The organism is Janthinobacterium sp. TB1-E2 (assembly GCF_036885605.1).
GTDB classification, from domain to species: Bacteria; Pseudomonadota; Gammaproteobacteria; order Burkholderiales; family Burkholderiaceae_D; genus Janthinobacterium; species Janthinobacterium aestuarii.
This window is the reverse complement of the sequence record NZ_CP142523.1, coordinates 5,533,879-5,552,983: the sequence shown is the minus strand read 5'-3', so window position 1 is coordinate 5,552,983 and position 19,105 is coordinate 5,533,879. Positions and strand designations below refer to the sequence as shown.

Below are 19,105 nucleotides of genomic sequence, written 5' to 3'. Positions count from 1 at the left end.
TGGAGTATTTTTATTGTTTTGAAATAAAAGAAGTCACCGTCTTATTGATGGCTTCCTGCATTGCATAGGGAGGCTGCCAGTTCAGTGTGCGTTTGGTCTCGCTAATATCAACCTGCAATGAGTCAAGCAGCCGGCTCGCATCCATCGATTTCCCTGCCAAGCACGCCAACGCCACAATCAGGGCGGGAGGAATGGGTATCAGCCAAATATATTTTTTCATGCCTTTTGCCAACATACGCAGTAATTGTGCAATGCTGACATCGTGGTCATCTGACACTAGGAATATTTTCCCCGGTGCCTGTGCATGCCATGTACTGAGTGCAATCAAATCAACAAAATTCTCTAGTGCAACCATACTGCGGACATTGTGTACGGCGCCGAATGGTAATGGTACACCGCGCTGTACCAAACGCATCAATCGTTCGAAATTAGCGCGTACACCAGGCCCATAGATTAGCGGTGGACGCAGAATAACGATTTCCATGCCCGTTTCGCGTCCAATGGCCAGTAGCGCCTGTTCGGCTTCGTGTTTGGAGATGCCGTAGGGGTCTTGTGGATTCGCAGCATCATTGGCTTGAAACGGGTGTCCTGGCCGCGTCTGCTCCCCATTCACCTTTAATGAACTGATGAAGATGAATCTGCGGGTACCGGCATCCGCTGCCTGGCGGGCCACATTGATGCTGCCTTGCACGTTGATACGACGAAATTCATCTGCTGGAGACGCTGCCGTGTCCTGCATGACGTGGACTCTGGCTGCAAGATGAATGACCACTTCCACACCGTTGAGCGCCGTGTGCCAATCCTGTGTTTCAAGCGCATCGTTGCATTGGAAGAACGTCATGTTTGGCGCCGTGCATGGGATGTGGCGACGGGCAGCGCACACCACGTGCGTTCCGGCTTGGGCGCCCAGATACTGTGTCAGTGCCCTGCCGACAAAACCTGAGGCACCTGTCACAAGAAAACTGTGGGGATTAAAAGATGTGTGCATAGCCGCTCGAAATTCTGTCCCATGTATACAATTGATCCGCCAATTGTTTCATCTGCTGTCCCAAGAGCATCAGCTTGGCCTCATCCAAGCTGTTCAGCAGTTCAGTTAATTCCACTGACGTGTCAAAAAAATAAGCCTGCTGATTGGTCGTTTCTCGGTTGAAGATGCAGCCATAGGCAAGCACTGGCAAGCCCAGGCTCATCGCTTCGACCAAGGATGGATTGGTTCCACCGGCGCTGTGGCCGTGGACATACACTTGGCAAGCAGTGCGCAACTGATTCAGGATGGTGTGATCGTAGATTGGGTCGAGTAAATGTAAATGGGCAATGCCGGCATATTTTTGTCGTAATTGCTTGCCATATTCGCTATTGTCCCAGTTTCCCACGATGACAAGATCCATCATGGGGGCACTGGCGAATGCCTCGATAATCATGTCGATATTGTTTTCAGGTTCGATACGGCATACTTTAAATGCGTATTTCACGCGATCGAGTTCATATTTTGCTAGTATTGCATCATCCCGCTGTGGGCGTACGGCATGGTCGCCACCATAGGCGATCAGTGCACTATCGCGTCCATATTGCGTTTTGACATAATCTTGAATCGCTTTATTGTCCGTCACGACCTGATCGGCATAGCGTACGGCGGCGGACTCCGATAGTTTCAGGAACCATTTTGCAAAGCCACTCCATTTGGCCCGGCGCCACTCAAGGCCATCAATATTAATAACAAATTTTTTGCGCGATATGAGCTTCAGCACAGGCATGAAGACGCAGCCGGATACCCCCAACACCACGATCGTATCGGCATAACGGACCGCTTTCAACATCGACCACAGGTCATAGATGATACTTTGCATGCCGTTGGCATCAAGGTTGATGTAGACCAGCTTGGCGCCATTATAGGTTGCCAGTTTCTCCGGATATTTTTCAGCGCAGCAATACACGGTGAACTCAAAGGAAGTGGACAAGCGCGTCGTCAGGTGGTCGACAAGTGTTTCCCATCCTCCATATTTGGCTGGTAATCCGACGGAACCTACGATAGCGATTTTTTTCATATTAATGTGAACCTGTTTTTTTTGTTGCAAGAAAGCTTGAGAAATAACCTAATACAATGTAAGAAAATACGGATTCATTGCTGAATATGCCGCAGATGACCATGTTGGACAGTAAAAGTCCCGCGATGCTGCCGAGTATCATGACTCTGCCACTGGTATCGACACAGTGCTTGGCCCGCCTGAATATTTTTACCAGGAAAGTGAGATAGCACAGCATGCCAATCAATCCACTCTTGATCAGAATGTAAAAATAACCATTGTGCATCCAGGGAATTTCCGAATACTCGCCACCACCCAGTACGACTGAAAAATCCAAATGCACCAAAGCGCCAAACCCACCACCAAGGATTTTATTGATAAAAGGATAGTTTTTAAATTCATTAAACGCGGCAAAAATCTCGTAGGCACGATAACTGGTGCCCATGTCTTCCTGAGTCCAATCGTCATTGAAATGCAATTCAGATATGGCTTTATGCAGAGTCTCGCCAATTAAATCATACAAGCCAAAAGCTCCCGCTATGAGCGCGGCGATGAAAAAAAAGGCGATGGCTCGCCACATTATTTTTCCGTCTACGATTTTCTTTCCGGATAGAAAGAAAAATGCCGCCAGAATAATTACATATGTGCGTGAAAATTGTGCGAGGAAGACGGCGTGCACGGCAATGAACCAGGGGTTATGCAAGAGATTTTGCCATGATTTTCGTTTTTCATACAGCAGCACGATACAGTAAACCAGCAAGAAGCTGCCAGGGCTGACAAAATCACGTATCTCCAATACACCTATGAATCCCATTTCATACCAGAAGAAACATAGAAGCAACAGGAAAATAACGCAGTATATTTTTGAGTAACCAAAAATCAACGCCCGAATATTTCCCCCTTGCTTGAAAAACCTTTTACCTGCCAAAAAATAAATGTATGGAATGAGAAAGAATAAAATATCCCGGACCGCATCGGCGAGATGGTTTTTCCACGCAAAAAAAATACCAATGACGCATGGTAAAAGCAAATAAAATTCGAGCCTTTCCCCACGGTAGCGCCGGATCTTTTTTACAGGCAGAAAAATATAAAGCCCCATCAGGAACAGGCTGCCCAGCTTGAGATAGTTGGAACTGAAAAAGAGGCCAAGCACAGACAGCAGGAGTCCCCAGAATAGGAATTGCGACGGCGCACCGATCTGACGTGGTGTATGGATTATTTTACTGATTAACAAACTATTTCCCGTTATATTGAAGGGCACGTCTTATAATTGGGCCGGTGTGTTGCGCTTTATTGTATTTTTTGTATGACGCTTCTGAGTGCCTGAGAAAATTTTTCTTTTGAAAAATTGTCCGCTCTGCGACGTGCGGCTTCCGACATGGATTTGCACAGGGCCGTATCGTCTGCCAGGGTGAGCGTTCTTTGCTTTAACATGGCGAAGTCACGTGAGTCGACTAGAAAACCTTCTTGCATATCGTGAACCAGTTCTGCAGGTCCGCCCACTGGCGGTACCAGTACCGGTATGCCAAATGCCATTCCTTCCAGAACCGTGAGGCCGAATGTTTCAATCCAGCTGTCGATGCGCGAGAGATTGAACAGGACGCCGGCGCGTTGGTAAAACATGGCTGGATTGTCGGTGCGAGGATAAATTCGCAGGTTAGCCGTGACGGGTTTATTGGCGAAATATTGATCGATGGCCGCCTGGTCATCATTGACAACCAGTTCAAATTGCACATCCGCGCGGTCGGTAAGCGCAGCGGCAAGCGCCACCATTTCTGGTACGCCCTTATAGTCGCGCAGCGAAGCCAGCATCAGCACAGTAAATATGTCGTCGTGTCGCGCCTGATAGACGGCTTGGGCAGCGATTGCCGTGAAGTCGTCGTCAAGCGCATTGTAGATTCGCACGGACTGCACGCCAGCGATGGGTAAGGCATCCGCATGTGAATTTGAGACATAAATGTTATAGGCAGAGCAGATTTGCGCGATAGTACATAAAAACACGCGCAACGGCTTCGGTTCTATCGAAATCTCATGCACGTGATAGATGACCTTACGTCCGGTGAGCTTGCCATACAGTGCGCCGCCGAATGGTAGCAGGGTATTCACATAGATAACGGCATCCTTGGCAATCTGTCGCTCGCATAGCAAGGAAAACAGCAGAAATAGCTGGCTGAGTATCAGATTGAACAGGGTAATGATACGAAACTGTGAGCGGTGGTACCAATAGCGGCGGATGGGAATGCCGCAGTTTTCCAGCACACCGCGGCCCTGGGAGCCGACAAACAGCATGGCGCGCGCAGGATCGTCCACCAATGCCTTGATCGTTCCACGCAGGACGCGTGGACTGCCCGACGCATCATTTAACAAATGACAAAAAACCAGGTCGATTTTTGCGTGGTCCGCGCGAGGGATGGGAGTAGTTTGTGTCATGCGATAAGTGATTTTAATTTACGCGCAGGAACACCGCCATATACGGCATTGCCTTCATATTCTCCCGCCGTGACGACCGCACCAGCGGCGATGACAGCGTGGTCGCCGATACGTGCGCCGTCAAGTATGGTGGCTTTGGCGCCGATCCAGCAGTTTTTCCCAATGTGTATGCCTTGCTGGGTGACGCCTTGCAGGCGTATAGGGATATCAAGGCGTTCGAAATTATGGTTTTCGGAATGCATGCTGACAAAATTTCCCAGTATCGTGTTATCGTCAATGCTGATGCCACCCGCACAACCCAGGAAACTGAAGGAACCAATGCCGACATTATTGCCCGCAGAAAAACCTATGCCTAAGGTGGCCAGCGAACCCGTACATTCAATGGAGGCACCCCGTCCCAGGGAAAAATTGTTACCCAGCCTGATGCCATCGCGCGACAGGGCATCTACATAGCATCCGGAAGCGAATTTAATGAAGCGACCCGTACTGATTTTCGATGCGCACAGAATCTCGACTTTCTTGCCGATAAAAATACGCGCATTCAGTCTCCGGAAGACGAGCACGCCCCGCAGGAGGTCAATGACCTTAGTCAAGAAAAAACGCAGCAAGTAGGAGCGAGGCACGTCCGGATCGATGGCGAATTTCTCCTTCCTCGCCCGTGAGGCCAGTGCCGAGAAAAAATCACTCATGTGATACCTTTTCGTAGAGGTCGCGCACCTGGCGAAGGCTGATATCCCAATGTAATTCCTTTTGGCGGAGTAGGACATTGGTCTTCATGAGGTCGACGGTGGCGTGGTTATCGAGACAGAACGTTATATGCTGTGCCAATTGTTCGACGATTTCTTCCAGCGTATTGACGCTCACTTTGAAGCCTGTTTCTGCCGTTATCAGGTCATGCGCGCCAAATTGGTCCAGAGCAATACTTGGCAAGCCCATTTCAAACGCTTCCAGCAAAACAGTCGGATTGCTGTCCATGATCGAGGGCATGATGTGCACATCTGCTTCGCGCATAATGCGCAGCACTTCCTCGCGCTGGACCTGGCCATGCCAGAGTATCTGCTTGTCCAGCTCGGATACCACGGCCCTGGCCTGCAGCATGGATTTGATCGGTCCGTCGCCGATCACGTGCAAGCACCAGTCTGAACGGGACGGCAATTGCTCGAGGGCACTAAACAGCAGATTCAATGCCTTGCGCTCGTCGACGCTGCCGGCCCAGACGAACTGCACCTGGGCACCTGTAGGCTTGATCGCGTCCTTCATGTTCAGCACCGAATTTTCGCGGATGACCTGGCAATCCACATTGAGAAACCGTCTGAAGTTGTCGCGGTCCGCCGAGGTGGCGCAAAAAACCGCCTTTGCAGTTATTGCTGCATTCCTGACGCGTGCTGAATGCCGCAGAAAATATCGGTTTGTCCAGTTACGCAGCTTATTTCGTAGGTAATTTCCTTTGCTGAGGATGGGGAAAAAGATATCGTTCAAATCCGAACTCCCGCCGACCGGGCCCCATACATATGGCAGGTCGAGTTTCCACAAAAATCCAGGATGACGAAAACCAATGGTGTTCAACTGATGCACCAGGCTGTAATCTTCATTTTTTTTCAACTTTTTTGCAGTTGCCAGTACTTGGCGTTGCCATAACATGTAAGAAAAGGAGAAAAACAGCGGCGTTACCGAACGGTTCATCCAGTCGAAGAGGCGCACCAGTGCATTCGGCTCGACGTAGACATACTTGACGCCATCCGCAGGCTGGGATTGCAGATAGGCGAGCATAGCATCGCGATTGCCCATGCAGACTCCAGAGGTGCCGTACATGACGGTAATGTCATAGAATTCGCTTAACTTGGAAACAAAATTCCATCCCACGCCGAATTCCGAGCCGGAATAAGGAGAAATAGCGTAGGCAGCAATCAGTATCTTTTTCTTCTGCGAAATTTGGGAAGTCATGAATTTATTTTTTATAAAAGTATTGCTGAACGTATTTCAATATGGCGACGATCCGGTTACCGGCAAACGAGCAGCCACAAACGCAATGCCAGCCGGCTAAAATGGTAAAAAGGAAATATTGGCAATTCCGTCAAGCCGTGTTCACGGCGCAGGCGGTCTAGGTCAAGCTCGACATTCCAGAAGCTTTTATATTGTTTTATCGTGGTCAACGCATAGAGTTGTGCATAAATGCGCAACAGCGAAGGCGGCGCCTTGACATGCTGTTCAAGGCTCCTGCGTAATTGTAGATTTTTTGCGATAAAACCTTCACCGGTACTCGGGTTGGCGGTTTCATTTTCATGAATGCGGTAATAAGCCAAGGTCTTGTTCAGCCTGCTAGCGCCAAAGCGAAGGAAATACATCGTAAAAAATACGTAGTCCGAACTGGGAAAGGCCGCCGCTTTATAACCACCTATCTCCATAGCATTGCTGCGTTTGAAAATGAGGCCGAGAGCGCTTGATGGCGAATCCATATACACGTGTGAAATCGGGATCGCGCTCAGGCGCGGCATCAGCCAGGTATTCTTGATATTTTTCAGGCCCTGTTTTACCGTGCTTTTGAGCTTTCTGGCAAAGTTTCCGCGATCATCCATGAAAATGGAACGACAATACAACATGCTAATTGCAGGTTTTTTCTCCAGCACTGAAAACATTTCGTCGACAAAGTTCGGATGTAATAAATCGTCGTCGTTGAGGATGGAAATCCACTCACTGCGCGCCAGTTCAATACAGCGGTTCCAATTGCCGAACATACCCAGATTTTCGCTGTTGCGGAACAGGCGCAGACGATCATCTGCAAATTGACGAATCAGTTCGTCAATTTGTTTGCTCATCGAATGGTCATTGTCCACCACGACGATTTCAAAGTCGATATCGCTTGCCTGGGCTAGTACCGAACGAATCGCCTGCGCCAGCATGTCTGGGCGGCGATAGGTCGGGATCATGATGGACAGTATTGGCATGATGTGCTTGCCGCCATCAATGATGAGTGACGAAGGACGATCTGCACAAATGGCAAATTGGTCTTCAATATCAAGAATATTCAAACGTTACACTTTCATTTGATGGTGCGAGGAGGCGGCAGGCGACGCTTTATTGCGGTACAGTTCGAGCCAGACCATGTATGGCCATTTCCAATTGTTATAGACGAGTTGTACTGTAAATTGACTTGCAATGAGCCACGTCAGGCCCATGCCCCCCAAACGCAAGCCTAGCCATGAGAGCGCCACAATAGCCACCCCGGAGACGAGTGCTGGTTTGACAAATGGCACACGGTTACCGGTAACAATGACGCTGGCGGCCAGCGAATGGTTCAATTCCAGCAACACCATGATTCCAACCCAAATCAGTAGCGGTAATGCCAGCAGCCCGGTTTGACCGCCGATCCATTCGATCATGGTCGGGCCAAAACACACCAGGACGATCGATCCACAGAGAAAGATCCCAATTGCACAGCCGATTCCGATCTGTATGGTATGACGCAGGCGCTCGGGTTCATTCGCCACACGGTATTGCGCAAGTTTAGGTTGCTGGATATTGAACAAAACCATCGACATGTTTTGCAAGACGGAATAGACCTGCAGCGTCAGCGCATAAGCGGCGGTGGTGGCCAGGCCTAGATAAGCTGACGATAGCAGCGTATTGGCCCTGAGTATCAGGAAGGCACCGATGACCCCCAGGCCCATGCGCCATGCGTTATGCCAGAGAATACCGAAGATATCGCGCGTGGAAATGCTGGAAGGCGGCGCTTGACGCAGGGCTGCCTGGAAAGACTGATCGTGGAAATAGTACCAGCTGAGCCAGCGTCCAATGAGCGCCGAAGCAAGATATCCTAATGCCACTGCCAGTAAGGTCAGGTCACATTGCAAAAGTACGGCCGTAACAATCACGAAACCGAGATTGGACAGGGCACTCGATTTGTAGAATGCGGCATACAGGCCGCGTCCTTGCAGCAGTGGCGTATAGTATTTGTAATACAGATTGATTACTGTAGCGACAACAAACACACCCCAGGCAAGCAATACTTCTTGCGCGGGGATCTGACCTTCCGATACATGCACGATGTACCAGCTTCCCAGAGTCGCCAGCAGCAGGAAGGCACAGCCGGCCAGCACCATGAAGATGCGCCGTGCTGCGTGAATGATGGCATTGAACAAGCTATAGTCGACAGCGGATGGCGTGGTTAATACCTCGAAACCATCCTTTAGCAAACGTTTCGCGCCGCCCAAGACATAACTGACATTGCGCGCCAGCGTGGGCGTGAAGCCGAGGTCGAGCATCGTCACCAGTGCCGATATCGTCATGAAGACATACCAGATGCCTAGCTCTGCACTACTCAGTTTTCTCAGTAATAATGGAAGGACCAGCAAAGCTGCGCCGTACTGCAAAAACTGAGACAGATAGCCCCAGAGCATGTCTTTTTTCATTTATTTTGTCCGACCAGCAAGCCCTCGATGAGCGTGTCGGCTTCCATGCGCGCAATTCCCTGCTGCAACGTAATGTGTGGCTGCCAACCTGGCAGACGAGGTTGACGCGTACACGGTTGCATGGTTTCACGTGGACGGTAAGGCAGGCCACCCCATTCGATCTGCAGGTTTTTGCCTACGACGGCACCATAGACTTGAACCAGATCTTTCAAGGTCAGACGGTCAGGGTTGCTGACGGCATAGCATTCCGCTACGCCAACTGAGGGGAGGCGGTGCATGGCCAAAAGGTAGGCATCGAGCACGTCATCGATGTACACGAGGTCGAGCAGTTGCTCTCCAGGTGACATGCGGAGGTTGACGCCGCTGCGGGCTGTCTTGCGCAACAGACTGAACAGTTTTGCACGGGTATCGCCGGGGCCGTAAGTGTCGAACAGCTTCAATGTGATGGCTTGAAAACCGTGTGCGGATACATAATAGGCCAGCAAATCCTCGAATGCTTGTTTGGTTGCCGCATACAGGTTAACGGGGTTGTATGCAGCACTTTCAAAGTGCTGCCAGGACGTGCCGGTATTAATCAGACGACGCAATCCCAACTGTTGCATGGCTTCAAGCAACTGTGTGGGCATGCCGAGATTTGACTCGATCAAGCGGTTCACATCTTCCGGCTTATGCTGTGCCAGGAACAAGGAGGCAACGTGGCAAACGACGTCTGGCTGAGTTTGCTCTAGTGCAGCATATACGGAGGGATAGCTGCCATCATGGATATGCACGCTAATCTTTGGTAAAGCATCTTGCAATACGCTGAGATCGGAATGCTGACGTACCAGGATTGCAACCTCGTGATTATCGGCAAGCAGACGTTTGACTAGCTGACTGCCTATAAAACCGGTAGCGCCGGTAAGGAAAACTTTCACGGAAGATATCCTATTAAAACGGAGAAATGAAATCGGCAAAGACGCTGTGTTGTTCATCGCGCACGGACAGGACCGGTGCCGTCACTTGCCAATCGAACCCGAAGCTGTCCCAATGTATGCCGCAGTCGGCAGACGGGGTGTGCACCGTGCTGGTCTTGTACAACATCAACGCTTCGTCTGTCAGCGCGACAAAACCATGGGCTATTCCCTTTGGAATAAAGACCATCAGGCCGTTTTCTCCAGACAGGTCCACAGAAGCCACTTTGCCGTAACTTGGTCCTTTTCGCAGGTCTAACAGTACATCGCGGACGGCACCGCGAGTACAGTAAACCAGCTTGTCATGATCGTGGGGTGGCAGCTGAAAATGCATGCCGCGAATTACGTCCTTGCGTGAAATAGAATAGAACTCCTCTTGTATATCCAGATTTGCGCCTAAATTTTTGCAGATGCCTTCATGATAGGTTTTAACAAAGGTACCTCGCGCATCTTCAAAGCGGCTAGGTTCAAGTAGAAAACAGGCGGGAAGGAGTTCTTTTACTAGTTTCATAATGTAATTTAGAAATTCACACCAAAGAATTCTTCAATCTTGCTGATCGAGAAGTCCATCATTTCCTTGGTCAGGCCAGGGAAGACGCCAATCCACAACGTGTCATGCATGATACGGTCGGTATTCGTCAGCTCGCCCGAGACGCGGTAGTTACGCCCGATCATGTACGGTTGGCGCGTCAAGTTGCCGGCAAACAACAAACGCGTACCGATCTTGTTTTGGTCCAGGAATGTCAGCAGGCTGACACGGTCGACGTTTGCTTCCGGACGGAGGGTGATGGGGAAACCGAACCACGATGGGTCCGAGTTCGGCGTCGCTTCCGGTAAGATCAGGAATTCCGCACAGCTTTGCAGGCCGTTTTTCATGTAGTGGAAATTGTCCTTGCGCGCCTGCACGAAGCCGGCCGCGCGGTCCATCTGTGCCAGGCCACAAGCGGCCTGCATGTCCGTGATTTTTAGGTTGTAACCGAGGTGGCTGTAGGTGTACTTGTGGTCGTAGCCGTCTGGCAGGGTACCGAGCTTGCAGCAGAAACGCTGGCCGCAGGTATTGTCCTTGCCCGGCGCACAATAGCAGTCGCGGCCCCAGTCGCGGAATGACTCGGCAATCGCTTTCAGTTCCGGATTGTTGGTAAACACCGCGCCGCCTTCGCCCATGGTGATGTGGTGCGCAGGGTAGAAGCTCATGGTGCCGATATCGCCAAAGGTGCCGCACATCTGGCCGTTGTAGGTGGCGCCCAGGGCGTCGCAGCAATCTTCCACTAGCCACAGATTGTATTTCTTGCACAGCGCGACGATGACTTCCAAGTTGAATGGATTGCCCAGGGTATGGGCCAGCATGATGGCCTTGGTCTTGTCCGTGATGGCCGCTTCAATTTTCGAGGCATCGATGTTATAGGTGCCCAGCTCGACGTCGACGAAGACGGGCACGGCGCCAAATTGCAAGATCGGGTTGACGGTGGTCGGGAAACCCGCCGCCACACCGATGACTTCGTCACCTGGCTGAATGGCACGCGCGCCCAGTTTTGGCGAGGTCAGCGCCGAAAAGGCCACCAGGTTGGCCGATGAGCCAGAATTGACGGTGATCAGGAATTCGACGCCGATGAACTTGGCCAGGCGTTTTTCAAATTCGTCATTGAAGCGACCGGTGGTTAGCCAGGCGTCGAGCGAGGCTTCGACCATCAGGCCCATTTCAGGCGCACCGACTACTTTGCCGGCCGGTGGAATCACCGTCACGCCCGGTTCGAATGGTTTCGGTACGCTGGCCAGTGCGCCGTATTGCGCTACCAGGGCAGCGATCTGTTCGCGGATTTGTTGTTGGGTCAGTTGTTCGCTCATGATACAGCCTTCAATTTGTTAAGTATTTTGATAAGTCGTGATTTGCGCCAGCGTCATTGCACGCATGTCGGCGCCCTGGTCGCAGGCTTTATGCCATTCGACGATGTTGGCGATGGTCTGGCCGATATCCCAACGCGGATGCCAGCCCAGCTGGCCGCGCGCCTTGGAACAATCGAGCTTCAGATAGGTAGCTTCGTGTGGATGGTCCTGGCCATCGAGCGACCAGGAGGCGCCGGCGCCCCACTCCTGCGTCATGCGCTCGATGATCCATTCGACGGGCTTGGCATCGGTATCGTGCGGGCCGAAGTTCCAGCCCTCGGCATGCACGGGGCCTTCCGTGTACAGTTTTTCCGCCAGCGTCAGATAACCGCTCAGCGGCTCGAGCACGTGTTGCCACGGACGGATGGCGTGAGGATTGCGGATCATCACCGGCTCGCCGGCGCCAATGGCGCGCAGCATGTCGGGAATCAATCGATCCAGCGCCCAGTCGCCACCACCGATGACGTTGCCGGCGCGGCCGCTGCCCAGGGCAATGCCGTGCTCGGCGTATTTGTCCGCATGGAAGAAGGAACTGCGATAGCCAGCCGTGACGAGTTCGGCGCAGCCCTTGCTGTTGCTGTAGGGATCGTAGCCGCCCATCGCTTCGTTTTCACGGTAGCCCCAGGGCCACTCGCGGTTTTCGTAACACTTGTCGCTGGTGACATTGACCACCGCGCGCACGCCAGGCGTGGCGCGCACGGCTTCAAGCACATTCACCACGCCCATGACGTTGGTGGCATACGTTTCCACCGGGTTCACGTACGAGTAGCGCACCAGTGGCTGTGCCGCCATGTGAATCACGATGTCCGGGCGCGCGATCGCCATGGCGCGCTTGACGGCTTCACCATCGCGCACGTCGCCGATGATCGATTGCATGCCGTGCGCGACATTGGCGACCTCAAACAGGCTGGGCGTGGTGGGCGCTTCCAGCGCGTAACCGGTCACGTCGGCGCCAAGCTGTTGCAGCCACAGGCTCAGCCAGCCACCCTTGAAGCCGGTATGGCCGGTGAGGAAAACGCGCTTCCCTTGCCAGAATGCGGGATTCATCAAACCGCCTTCCAGGGCGCCTTGCCCGATTGCCACAGCTCTTCCAGATGCACCTTGTCGCGCAAGGTATCCATCGGTTGCCAGAATCCGTGATGGAAGTAGGCATCGAGCTGGCCTTCTTGGGCGAGGCGCTCCAATGGCTGCTTTTCCCACACGGTGCTGTCCTCGGCAATATAGTCGATGACTTGCGGCGACAGCACGAAATAGCCGCCGTTGATCCAGGCGCCATCGCCCTGTGGTTTTTCCTGGAAACTGTTGATCTTGTTGCCATCCAGATTCAGCGCGCCAAAACGGCCTGGCGGCTGGGTCGCGGTCAAGGTGGCGAGTTTGCCGTGCGCTTTGTGGAAGGCGATCGATTCGGTAATATTAACATCGCTCACGCCATCGCCGTAGGTGAAGCAGAACGCCTCTTCGCCTTCCAGGTAGGGCTGAACGCGCTTCAGGCGCCCGCCGGTCATGGTTTCGTCGCCGGTATCGACCAGCGTAACCTTCCAGGGCTCAGCGTTGCGCGCATGCACTTCCATCTGATTATTCTCCATATCGAACGTCACGTCCGACGTGTGCAGGAAATAATTGGCGAAATATTCCTTGATGACATAGCCTTTGTAGCCGCAGCAAATCACAAAATCGTTGATGCCGTGGCTTGAATAACTTTTCATGATGTGCCACAAAATTGGCTTGCCACCGATTTCAATCATGGGCTTAGGTTTGGTGTGGGTCTCTTCTGAGATCCGGGTGCCGAGGCCACCCGCAAGAATGACTGCTTTCATTTTTATTATTCCTGTTGAACGAAGTAAATTTGCCTGCTTTATCGAGTTGCAGGCTAGCGCCCGTACAATTGACCGGCCAGCGTGCCTGGCGGAAAAGTATAAGTTCGGTGTGTAGGTCAGGCAACACGCCACCATGTCCGCTCATGTCCCTGCCTTCCCGCATCGCTCAATTTGATGCATTGGTCCTGCCATCATCCTGCAATGTGCGTAAGCGTGGCGCCCCTGAAGGCGTCGCGATAACAGGCGATTGTCTGCGTCTACCCGAGTGCTGTCCAGTGCCCAATCATGTGCCATGTAACTCTTCTGGTCCACGGCCTGCTCGTGTAGCCTTCTTTTTTCTTGTGGAAATTCTAGCAACGTGAGCATCACGAAACTGGTTGCTAAATAGCCAGATTGACTGAACGCCTGCTGTGCAACTTTTCTGCGTAAGCGTGCTTATCACATCAATTACAGATTCATCGTTCTGTGCAAGCCGATTCAGCATGAAGTGAAATCACAAAATAATAAACTTCGACGCGCCTGTTACCAAAATCATCTAAAATTTCCTGTGAGAAAAATACAATTAGCTCTTGATTATAATTCAGAATACATGGAATTGCCATGTATGCATTGCTTCAACGGGCGCCGCCCGGTTACAGGCTGATCGGAGAGAATACGAAATAAAGCACGAAATAATACCTGATATTAAAAAATATCCAAACGGCAATTATTATGGTGGAGACGAACAGTGTTTATTAAAATCCCAAGTAAATCCAATGTTGTTACATTTGCTTGCGTTTGAAGCGAGAGCAGGACGAGTATCTGGTGGAATATCTAACGATGTTGAAAAATCCACTATTTAATCATCGCGTGGGAGACATTGCAGTGCGCTCACTGCAATGTCTTGGAGCCCCAAGGCATGCGTGTTGCGCCTTTGTGGTCAACAAGTCACGCATCCCTTCGCCATGATTTGTGTTCACGTTACTCGGCGATTTTCTTACCGTAGCAATGCGGGCAAGACACCTCATACACATATTCCGGCGCCAGTTGCTGGCGCGGCGTGACGACGGCGCGGCAGACGAAACATTGCACGGTTTCCGTCGGTTCCAGTTTCGGGTTCAGGGCCGTGCGGTAGTCGAACACGAAGCAGTCGCCCGTGTAGTGCTCGCCGCCCACTTCTTCAAAATATTTCAGGATGCCACCGTCGAGCTGGTACACGCTGTCGTAGCCGATTTCCTTCATGTGGATCGCGGCCTTTTCGCAGCGGATGCCGCCCGTGCAGAAGGTGACGACGGTTTTGCCTTCCAGCTCGTCCTTGTGGGCGGCGGCCACGGCCGGGAATTCCGTAAACTTGTCGATCCGGTAATCGAGCGTGTTGTTGAACGTGCCCACGTCCACTTCAAAGGCGTTGCGCGTTTCCATCATGACCACGGGTTTGCCCGCATCGTCGACGCCGGCATCTAACCAGCGCTTGAGCGTGTGCGCGTCGACGGACGGGGCGCGGCCCAGTTCCGGCTTGATCAGCGGCATGCGCATGGTGATGATTTCTTTTTTCAGCTTGACCAGCATGCGCTTGTGCGATTGCTCGTTCGACAAGCTTTCCTTCCATTCCAGATCGGCCAGACGCTCATCGCTGCGCACCCAGGCGAGGAAGCTGTCGATATGCTCGCGCGTGCCCGACAGGAACATATTGATGCCTTCCGGTGTCAGCAGGATCGTGCCCTTCAGCTCCAGCGCCAGGCATTGCTCCTGATACAAGGGGCGCATGGCTTCCGTATCGTCGAGCGTGATGAATTTATACGCGGCGATATTGACAAACGTGGCGGCCAGCGGGCTGGCGGCGGTGGAAACGGCGGGTGTTGCTGGGGTGATGGCTTGCATGATGGCGATCGGCTTAGACTGAACAGCCGATATTATAAGCCCGACAGGCCAGGCAGGATACCCGGTCCGTACGCGCGACGCGGTAGAATAGACCCCATTGAATTTTGCACGAAACGGTACACAGGATGGAAATGGTAATGCAAGAGGCCGGCGCTCCGGCAGGTTCACAGCAAGCGATGCAGCCCGGTCCTGCTTTCGTCCATTTGCGCGTGCACTCGGAGTACTCGATCGTCGATGGCCTGGTGCGCATCGACGACGTCGTCAAGGCGGCGGCGAAGGACAAGCAGGTGGCGCTGGCCGTCACCGACCTGTCGAACCTGTTTGGCATGGTCAAGTTCTACAAGGAAGCGCGTGGCAAGGGCATCAAGCCCATCGTCGGCGTCGACGTGTGGATCACGAATGACGATAACCGCGAAAAACCATCGCGCTTGCTGTTGCTGGCGAAGAACCGCATGGGCTATCTGCAGCTGTGCGAACTGCTGTCGACGGCCTGGCTGACGAACCAGTACAAGGGCCGCGCCGAGTTGCGCATCGAGTGGCTGCAGGCGCTGGCGACGAATACCTACGACTTGTACCCGGGCGAAAGCGCGGCCAATGGCTTGATCGTGCTGTCCGGCGCGCACTTCGGCGATGTCGGTACCGCCATCGAGAATGGCAACCTGGCCCTGGCCGAGCGCAACGCGCAGCGCTGGGCCGAGATTTTCCCCGGGCATTTCTATATCGAAATCCAGCGCGGCGGCCAGGCCAACCAGGAAGCGCAGGTGCGCCATGCGGTGGCGCTGGCGGCCAAGCTGGGCTTGCCCGTGGTGGCCACGCATCCCGTGCAATTCATTTCCCCTGAAGAATTTATTGCCCACGAAGCCAGGACCTGTATCGCCGAAGGCGAAATGCTGGCCAACGCCAAGCGCGTGAAACGGTTTAATGACAGCCAGCGCTTCCTGTCGCAGGCTGACATGGCCGAACTGTTCGCCGACTTGCCGGCTGCGCTGGCCAATTCCGTGGAAATCGCCAAGCGCTGCAATTTGACCTTGACCCTGGGCAAGCCGCAGTTGCCGAACTTCCCCACGCCGGACGGCATGACGATCGACCAGTTCCTCGTCGCCGAATCGCAAGCGGGCCTGGAAAAGCGTTTGTTGCAGTTGTATCCCGATCCCGAGCGCCGTGAAAAGGAGCGTCCGCGCTACGAGTCGCGCCTGAAATTCGAGACGGATACGATTTGCAACATGAAATTCCCCGGCTACTTCCTCATTGTGGCCGAGTTTATCCAGTGGGCCAAAGAAAACGGCGTGCCCGTCGGTCCGGGCCGCGGTTCGGGCGCGGGTTCGCTGGTCGCGTATTCGCTGCTCATTACCGACCTTGATCCATTGCAGTACAACTTGCTGTTCGAGCGCTTTTTGAATCCCGAACGCGTCTCGATGCCCGACTTCGATATCGACTTTTGCCAGGAAGGGCGCGACCGGGTCATCCAGCACGTCAAGGATTTGTATGGCAAGGAGGCCGTCTCGCAGATCGCCACCTTCGGTACCATGGCGGCCAAGGGCGCGATCCGCGACGTGGGCCGCGTGATGGATTTCGGCTATAACTTCTGCGACGGCATCTCGAAGCTGATCCCGTTCAAGCCGGGCAAACCCGTGTCGATCGCCGACGCCATTGAAGAGGAACCGCTGCTCAAGGAGCGCCTGGAAAACGAGGAAGAGGTCAAGCAGCTGCTGGACCTGGCGCAGCAAGTCGAAGGCATCACGCGCAATATCGGCATGCACGCGGGGGGCGTGTTGATTGCTCCCGGCAAGCTGACGGATTTCTGCCCGCTGTACACGCAGGGCGGCGATTCCGGCGTTGTGTCGCAGTACGACAAGGATGACGTGGAGGCCGTCGGCCTCGTGAAGTTCGACTTTTTGGGTCTGACGACCCTCACCATCCTTGACCGCGCTGTGCGCTACATCAAGCAGCTCGATCCGGCGCAGGCCAATTTCGACCTGGCCACCTTGCCGCTGAATGACAAGCCGTCGTACGACTTGCTGACCAAGGCCAAGACCGTCGCCGTGTTCCAGCTCGAGTCGCGCGGCATGCAGGGCATGCTGAAAGACGCGCGTCCCGACCGTTTCGAAGACATTATCGCGCTGGTGGCCTTGTACCGTCCGGGCCCGATGGACCTGATTCCCGACTTCTGCAAGCGCAAGCACGGCGAACGTTTTGATTATCCCGATCCGCGCACGGAATCGATTCTGTCCGAAACCTACGGCATCATGGTGTATCAGGAGCAGGTGATGCAGATGGCGCAGATCGTCGGTGGCTACTCGCTGGGCGGCGCCGACATGCTGCGCCGCGCCATGGGTAAGAAGAAGGCCGAAGAGATGGCCGAGCACCGCGAGATCTTCCGCGCCGGTGCGGCGAAAGACGGCTTGACGGCGGAAAAGGCCGACGAGATCTTCGACTTGATGGAAAAGTTCGCCGGCTACGGTTTCAATAAATCGCACGCCGCCGCCTACGCCTTGCTGTCGTACCACACTGCTTACCTGAAAGCGCACCACACGGCCGCCTTCATGGCAGCCAACTTGTCGCTGGCCATGGATGACACGGACAAGATCAAGATTCTGGTGGAAGACTCGCTGGAAATCTGCAAGCTGACCTTGTTGCCGCCGGATATCAACGAATCCGATTACCGCTTCACGCCGAGCGGTGCGCCGCCGTCCGTGAGCGGCAAGAAAGTCACGCAGATCCGCTATGGCCTGGGCGCCGTGAAGGGTTCGGGCCAGAATGCCATCGAAGCCATCATCGCCGCGCGCGAAGCCGGCGGGCCGTTCACGAGTCTGTTCGATTTCTGCAAGCGCGTGGATAAAAAACAGATCAACCGCCGCACCATCGAGTCCCTGATCCGCAGCGGCGCCTTCGATTGCCTGAAGGTCGACCGCGCCATCCTGCTCGCATCCGTCGCGTTCGCCATGGAATGCGCCGACCAGGCCGCCAAGGCGGCCAACCAGGTGAGCCTGTTCGGCGGCGACGACAGCGACATGGTGGCGCCGCCCGAGTACGTCAAAGTGCCCCTGTGGACCGATAAACAGCGATTGACGGAAGAAAAGATCGCGCTGGGTTTCTATTTGTCCGGCCACCTGTTCGATTCGTATGCGCCCGAGGCGCGCCGTTTTGCTCGCACGAAATTGTCGGAACTGTCGCCGTCGCGCGAACCGCGCATGATGGCCGGCGTCATCACGGGCTTGCGCACGCAGATGACGCAGCGCGGCAAGATCCTCATCGTCACCCTGGACGACAAGAGCGGCACGGTGGAAGTGACGGTGTATGGCGAATTATTTGACTCCAACCGGAAAATCTTCAAGGAAGATGAATTCCTGGCCGTCGTGGGCAAGGTGTCGGAAGACCGTTTTTCGGGCGGCTTGCGTATCACGGCCGAGAGCGCCTTCGACATCATCGCCGCGCGCGTGCAGTATGGCCGCCAGCTGGGCCTGACCTTGCCGGCCACCCTGGATGCCAAGCGCATCCGCGACGTGATCATGCCGCACCGGGCCGAAACGGGCTTGCCGATTGCCGCGCGGGTCAGCCCGCAGGGCGTCAGTTGCGTGCTGCAGTTTGGTGATGAGTGGAAAGTGGCGCCATCGGATGAGTTGCAGATGGCGCTCGAGCAAATGCTGGGCGCACAAGAGGTGGCGGTCGAATACTGACCGGCACCGTCTGGCGCATACAACAAAGCCAAACCGCAGACATGCTGGTTTGGC

General features: G+C 53.8%; 15 protein-coding genes. 1 reads left to right on the top strand and 14 read right to left on the bottom strand.

Going from position 1 to position 19,105, the window contains the following annotated elements; genetic code table 11:
- Positions 1-10: 10 nt before the first annotated feature.
- From OPV09_RS24975 to OPV09_RS24910, 14 genes are all read right to left on the bottom strand, one after another.
- Positions 11-988, bottom strand: a complete 978-nt coding sequence (locus tag OPV09_RS24975) for a UDP-glucose 4-epimerase family protein (RefSeq protein ID WP_072455151.1) — start codon at positions 986-988, stop codon at positions 11-13.
- Positions 972-2,045, bottom strand: a complete 1,074-nt coding sequence (locus OPV09_RS24970) for a DUF1972 domain-containing protein (RefSeq protein ID WP_338679644.1) — start codon at positions 2,043-2,045, stop codon at positions 972-974. Before OPV09_RS24970 ends, OPV09_RS24975 begins: the two co-directional genes overlap by 17 nt.
- 1 nt (position 2,046) lies before the next feature.
- On the bottom strand, positions 2,047-3,258 hold the full coding sequence (locus OPV09_RS24965; protein ID WP_072455153.1) for an O-antigen ligase family protein: 1,212 nt from the start codon (positions 3,256-3,258) through the stop codon (positions 2,047-2,049).
- Positions 3,259-3,314: 56 nt separating this feature from the next.
- The gene (locus OPV09_RS24960) at positions 3,315-4,454 is read right to left on the bottom strand and encodes a glycosyltransferase family 4 protein (protein WP_338679643.1); all 1,140 of its coding nucleotides are present in this window, start codon (positions 4,452-4,454) and stop codon (positions 3,315-3,317) included.
- Entirely contained in the window at positions 4,451-5,143 is a 693-nt protein-coding gene (locus OPV09_RS24955; protein ID WP_072455155.1) for an acyltransferase, read from the bottom strand. Before OPV09_RS24955 ends, OPV09_RS24960 begins: the two co-directional genes overlap by 4 nt.
- Positions 5,136-6,398 carry a glycosyltransferase family 4 protein gene (locus tag OPV09_RS24950; RefSeq protein ID WP_338679642.1) on the bottom strand — a complete coding sequence of 421 codons (1,263 nt, stop codon included), beginning with the start codon at positions 6,396-6,398 and terminating at the stop codon, positions 5,136-5,138. Before OPV09_RS24950 ends, OPV09_RS24955 begins: the two co-directional genes overlap by 8 nt.
- 56 nt (positions 6,399-6,454) lie before the next feature.
- Positions 6,455-7,483 (bottom strand): glycosyltransferase family 2 protein, encoded by a 1,029-nt coding sequence (locus OPV09_RS24945; protein ID WP_338679641.1) that lies wholly within the window; start codon positions 7,481-7,483, stop codon positions 6,455-6,457.
- Between the two features lie 3 nt (positions 7,484-7,486).
- A complete protein-coding gene (gene wzx, locus OPV09_RS24940) occupies positions 7,487-8,863 on the bottom strand; it encodes an O-unit flippase-like protein (RefSeq protein WP_338679640.1) in 1,377 nt (458 codons plus the stop codon).
- A complete protein-coding gene (locus OPV09_RS24935) occupies positions 8,860-9,777 on the bottom strand; it encodes an NAD-dependent epimerase/dehydratase family protein (protein WP_072455159.1) in 918 nt (305 codons plus the stop codon). The genes wzx and OPV09_RS24935 overlap by 4 nt, the downstream gene beginning before the upstream one ends.
- A 13-nt stretch (positions 9,778-9,790) precedes the next feature.
- A complete protein-coding gene (locus tag OPV09_RS24930; RefSeq protein ID WP_338679639.1) occupies positions 9,791-10,324 on the bottom strand; it encodes a dTDP-4-dehydrorhamnose 3,5-epimerase family protein in 534 nt (177 codons plus the stop codon).
- An 8-nt stretch (positions 10,325-10,332) separates the two neighbouring features.
- The gene (gene rfbH / locus OPV09_RS24925; protein WP_338679638.1) at positions 10,333-11,658 is read right to left on the bottom strand and encodes a lipopolysaccharide biosynthesis protein RfbH; all 1,326 of its coding nucleotides are present in this window, start codon (positions 11,656-11,658) and stop codon (positions 10,333-10,335) included.
- An 18-nt stretch (positions 11,659-11,676) separates the two neighbouring features.
- The gene (gene rfbG / locus OPV09_RS24920; RefSeq protein WP_072455201.1) at positions 11,677-12,744 is read right to left on the bottom strand and encodes a CDP-glucose 4,6-dehydratase; all 1,068 of its coding nucleotides are present in this window, start codon (positions 12,742-12,744) and stop codon (positions 11,677-11,679) included.
- Complete coding sequence (gene rfbF, locus OPV09_RS24915) at positions 12,744-13,514, bottom strand: glucose-1-phosphate cytidylyltransferase (RefSeq protein ID WP_072455706.1); 771 nt, start codon at positions 13,512-13,514, stop codon at positions 12,744-12,746. Before rfbF ends, rfbG begins: the two co-directional genes overlap by 1 nt.
- Before the next feature lie 960 nt (positions 13,515-14,474).
- Positions 14,475-15,374, bottom strand: coding sequence for a sulfurtransferase (locus tag OPV09_RS24910; protein WP_338679637.1), 900 nt, complete (start codon positions 15,372-15,374; stop codon positions 14,475-14,477).
- Positions 15,375-15,511: 137 nt separating this feature from the next.
- Here OPV09_RS24910 and dnaE point away from each other — a divergent pair, with 137 nt between their 5' ends.
- On the top strand, positions 15,512-19,051 hold the full coding sequence (gene dnaE / locus OPV09_RS24905) for a DNA polymerase III subunit alpha (protein WP_338679636.1): 3,540 nt from the start codon (positions 15,512-15,514) through the stop codon (positions 19,049-19,051).
- Positions 19,052-19,105: the final 54 nt, after the last annotated feature.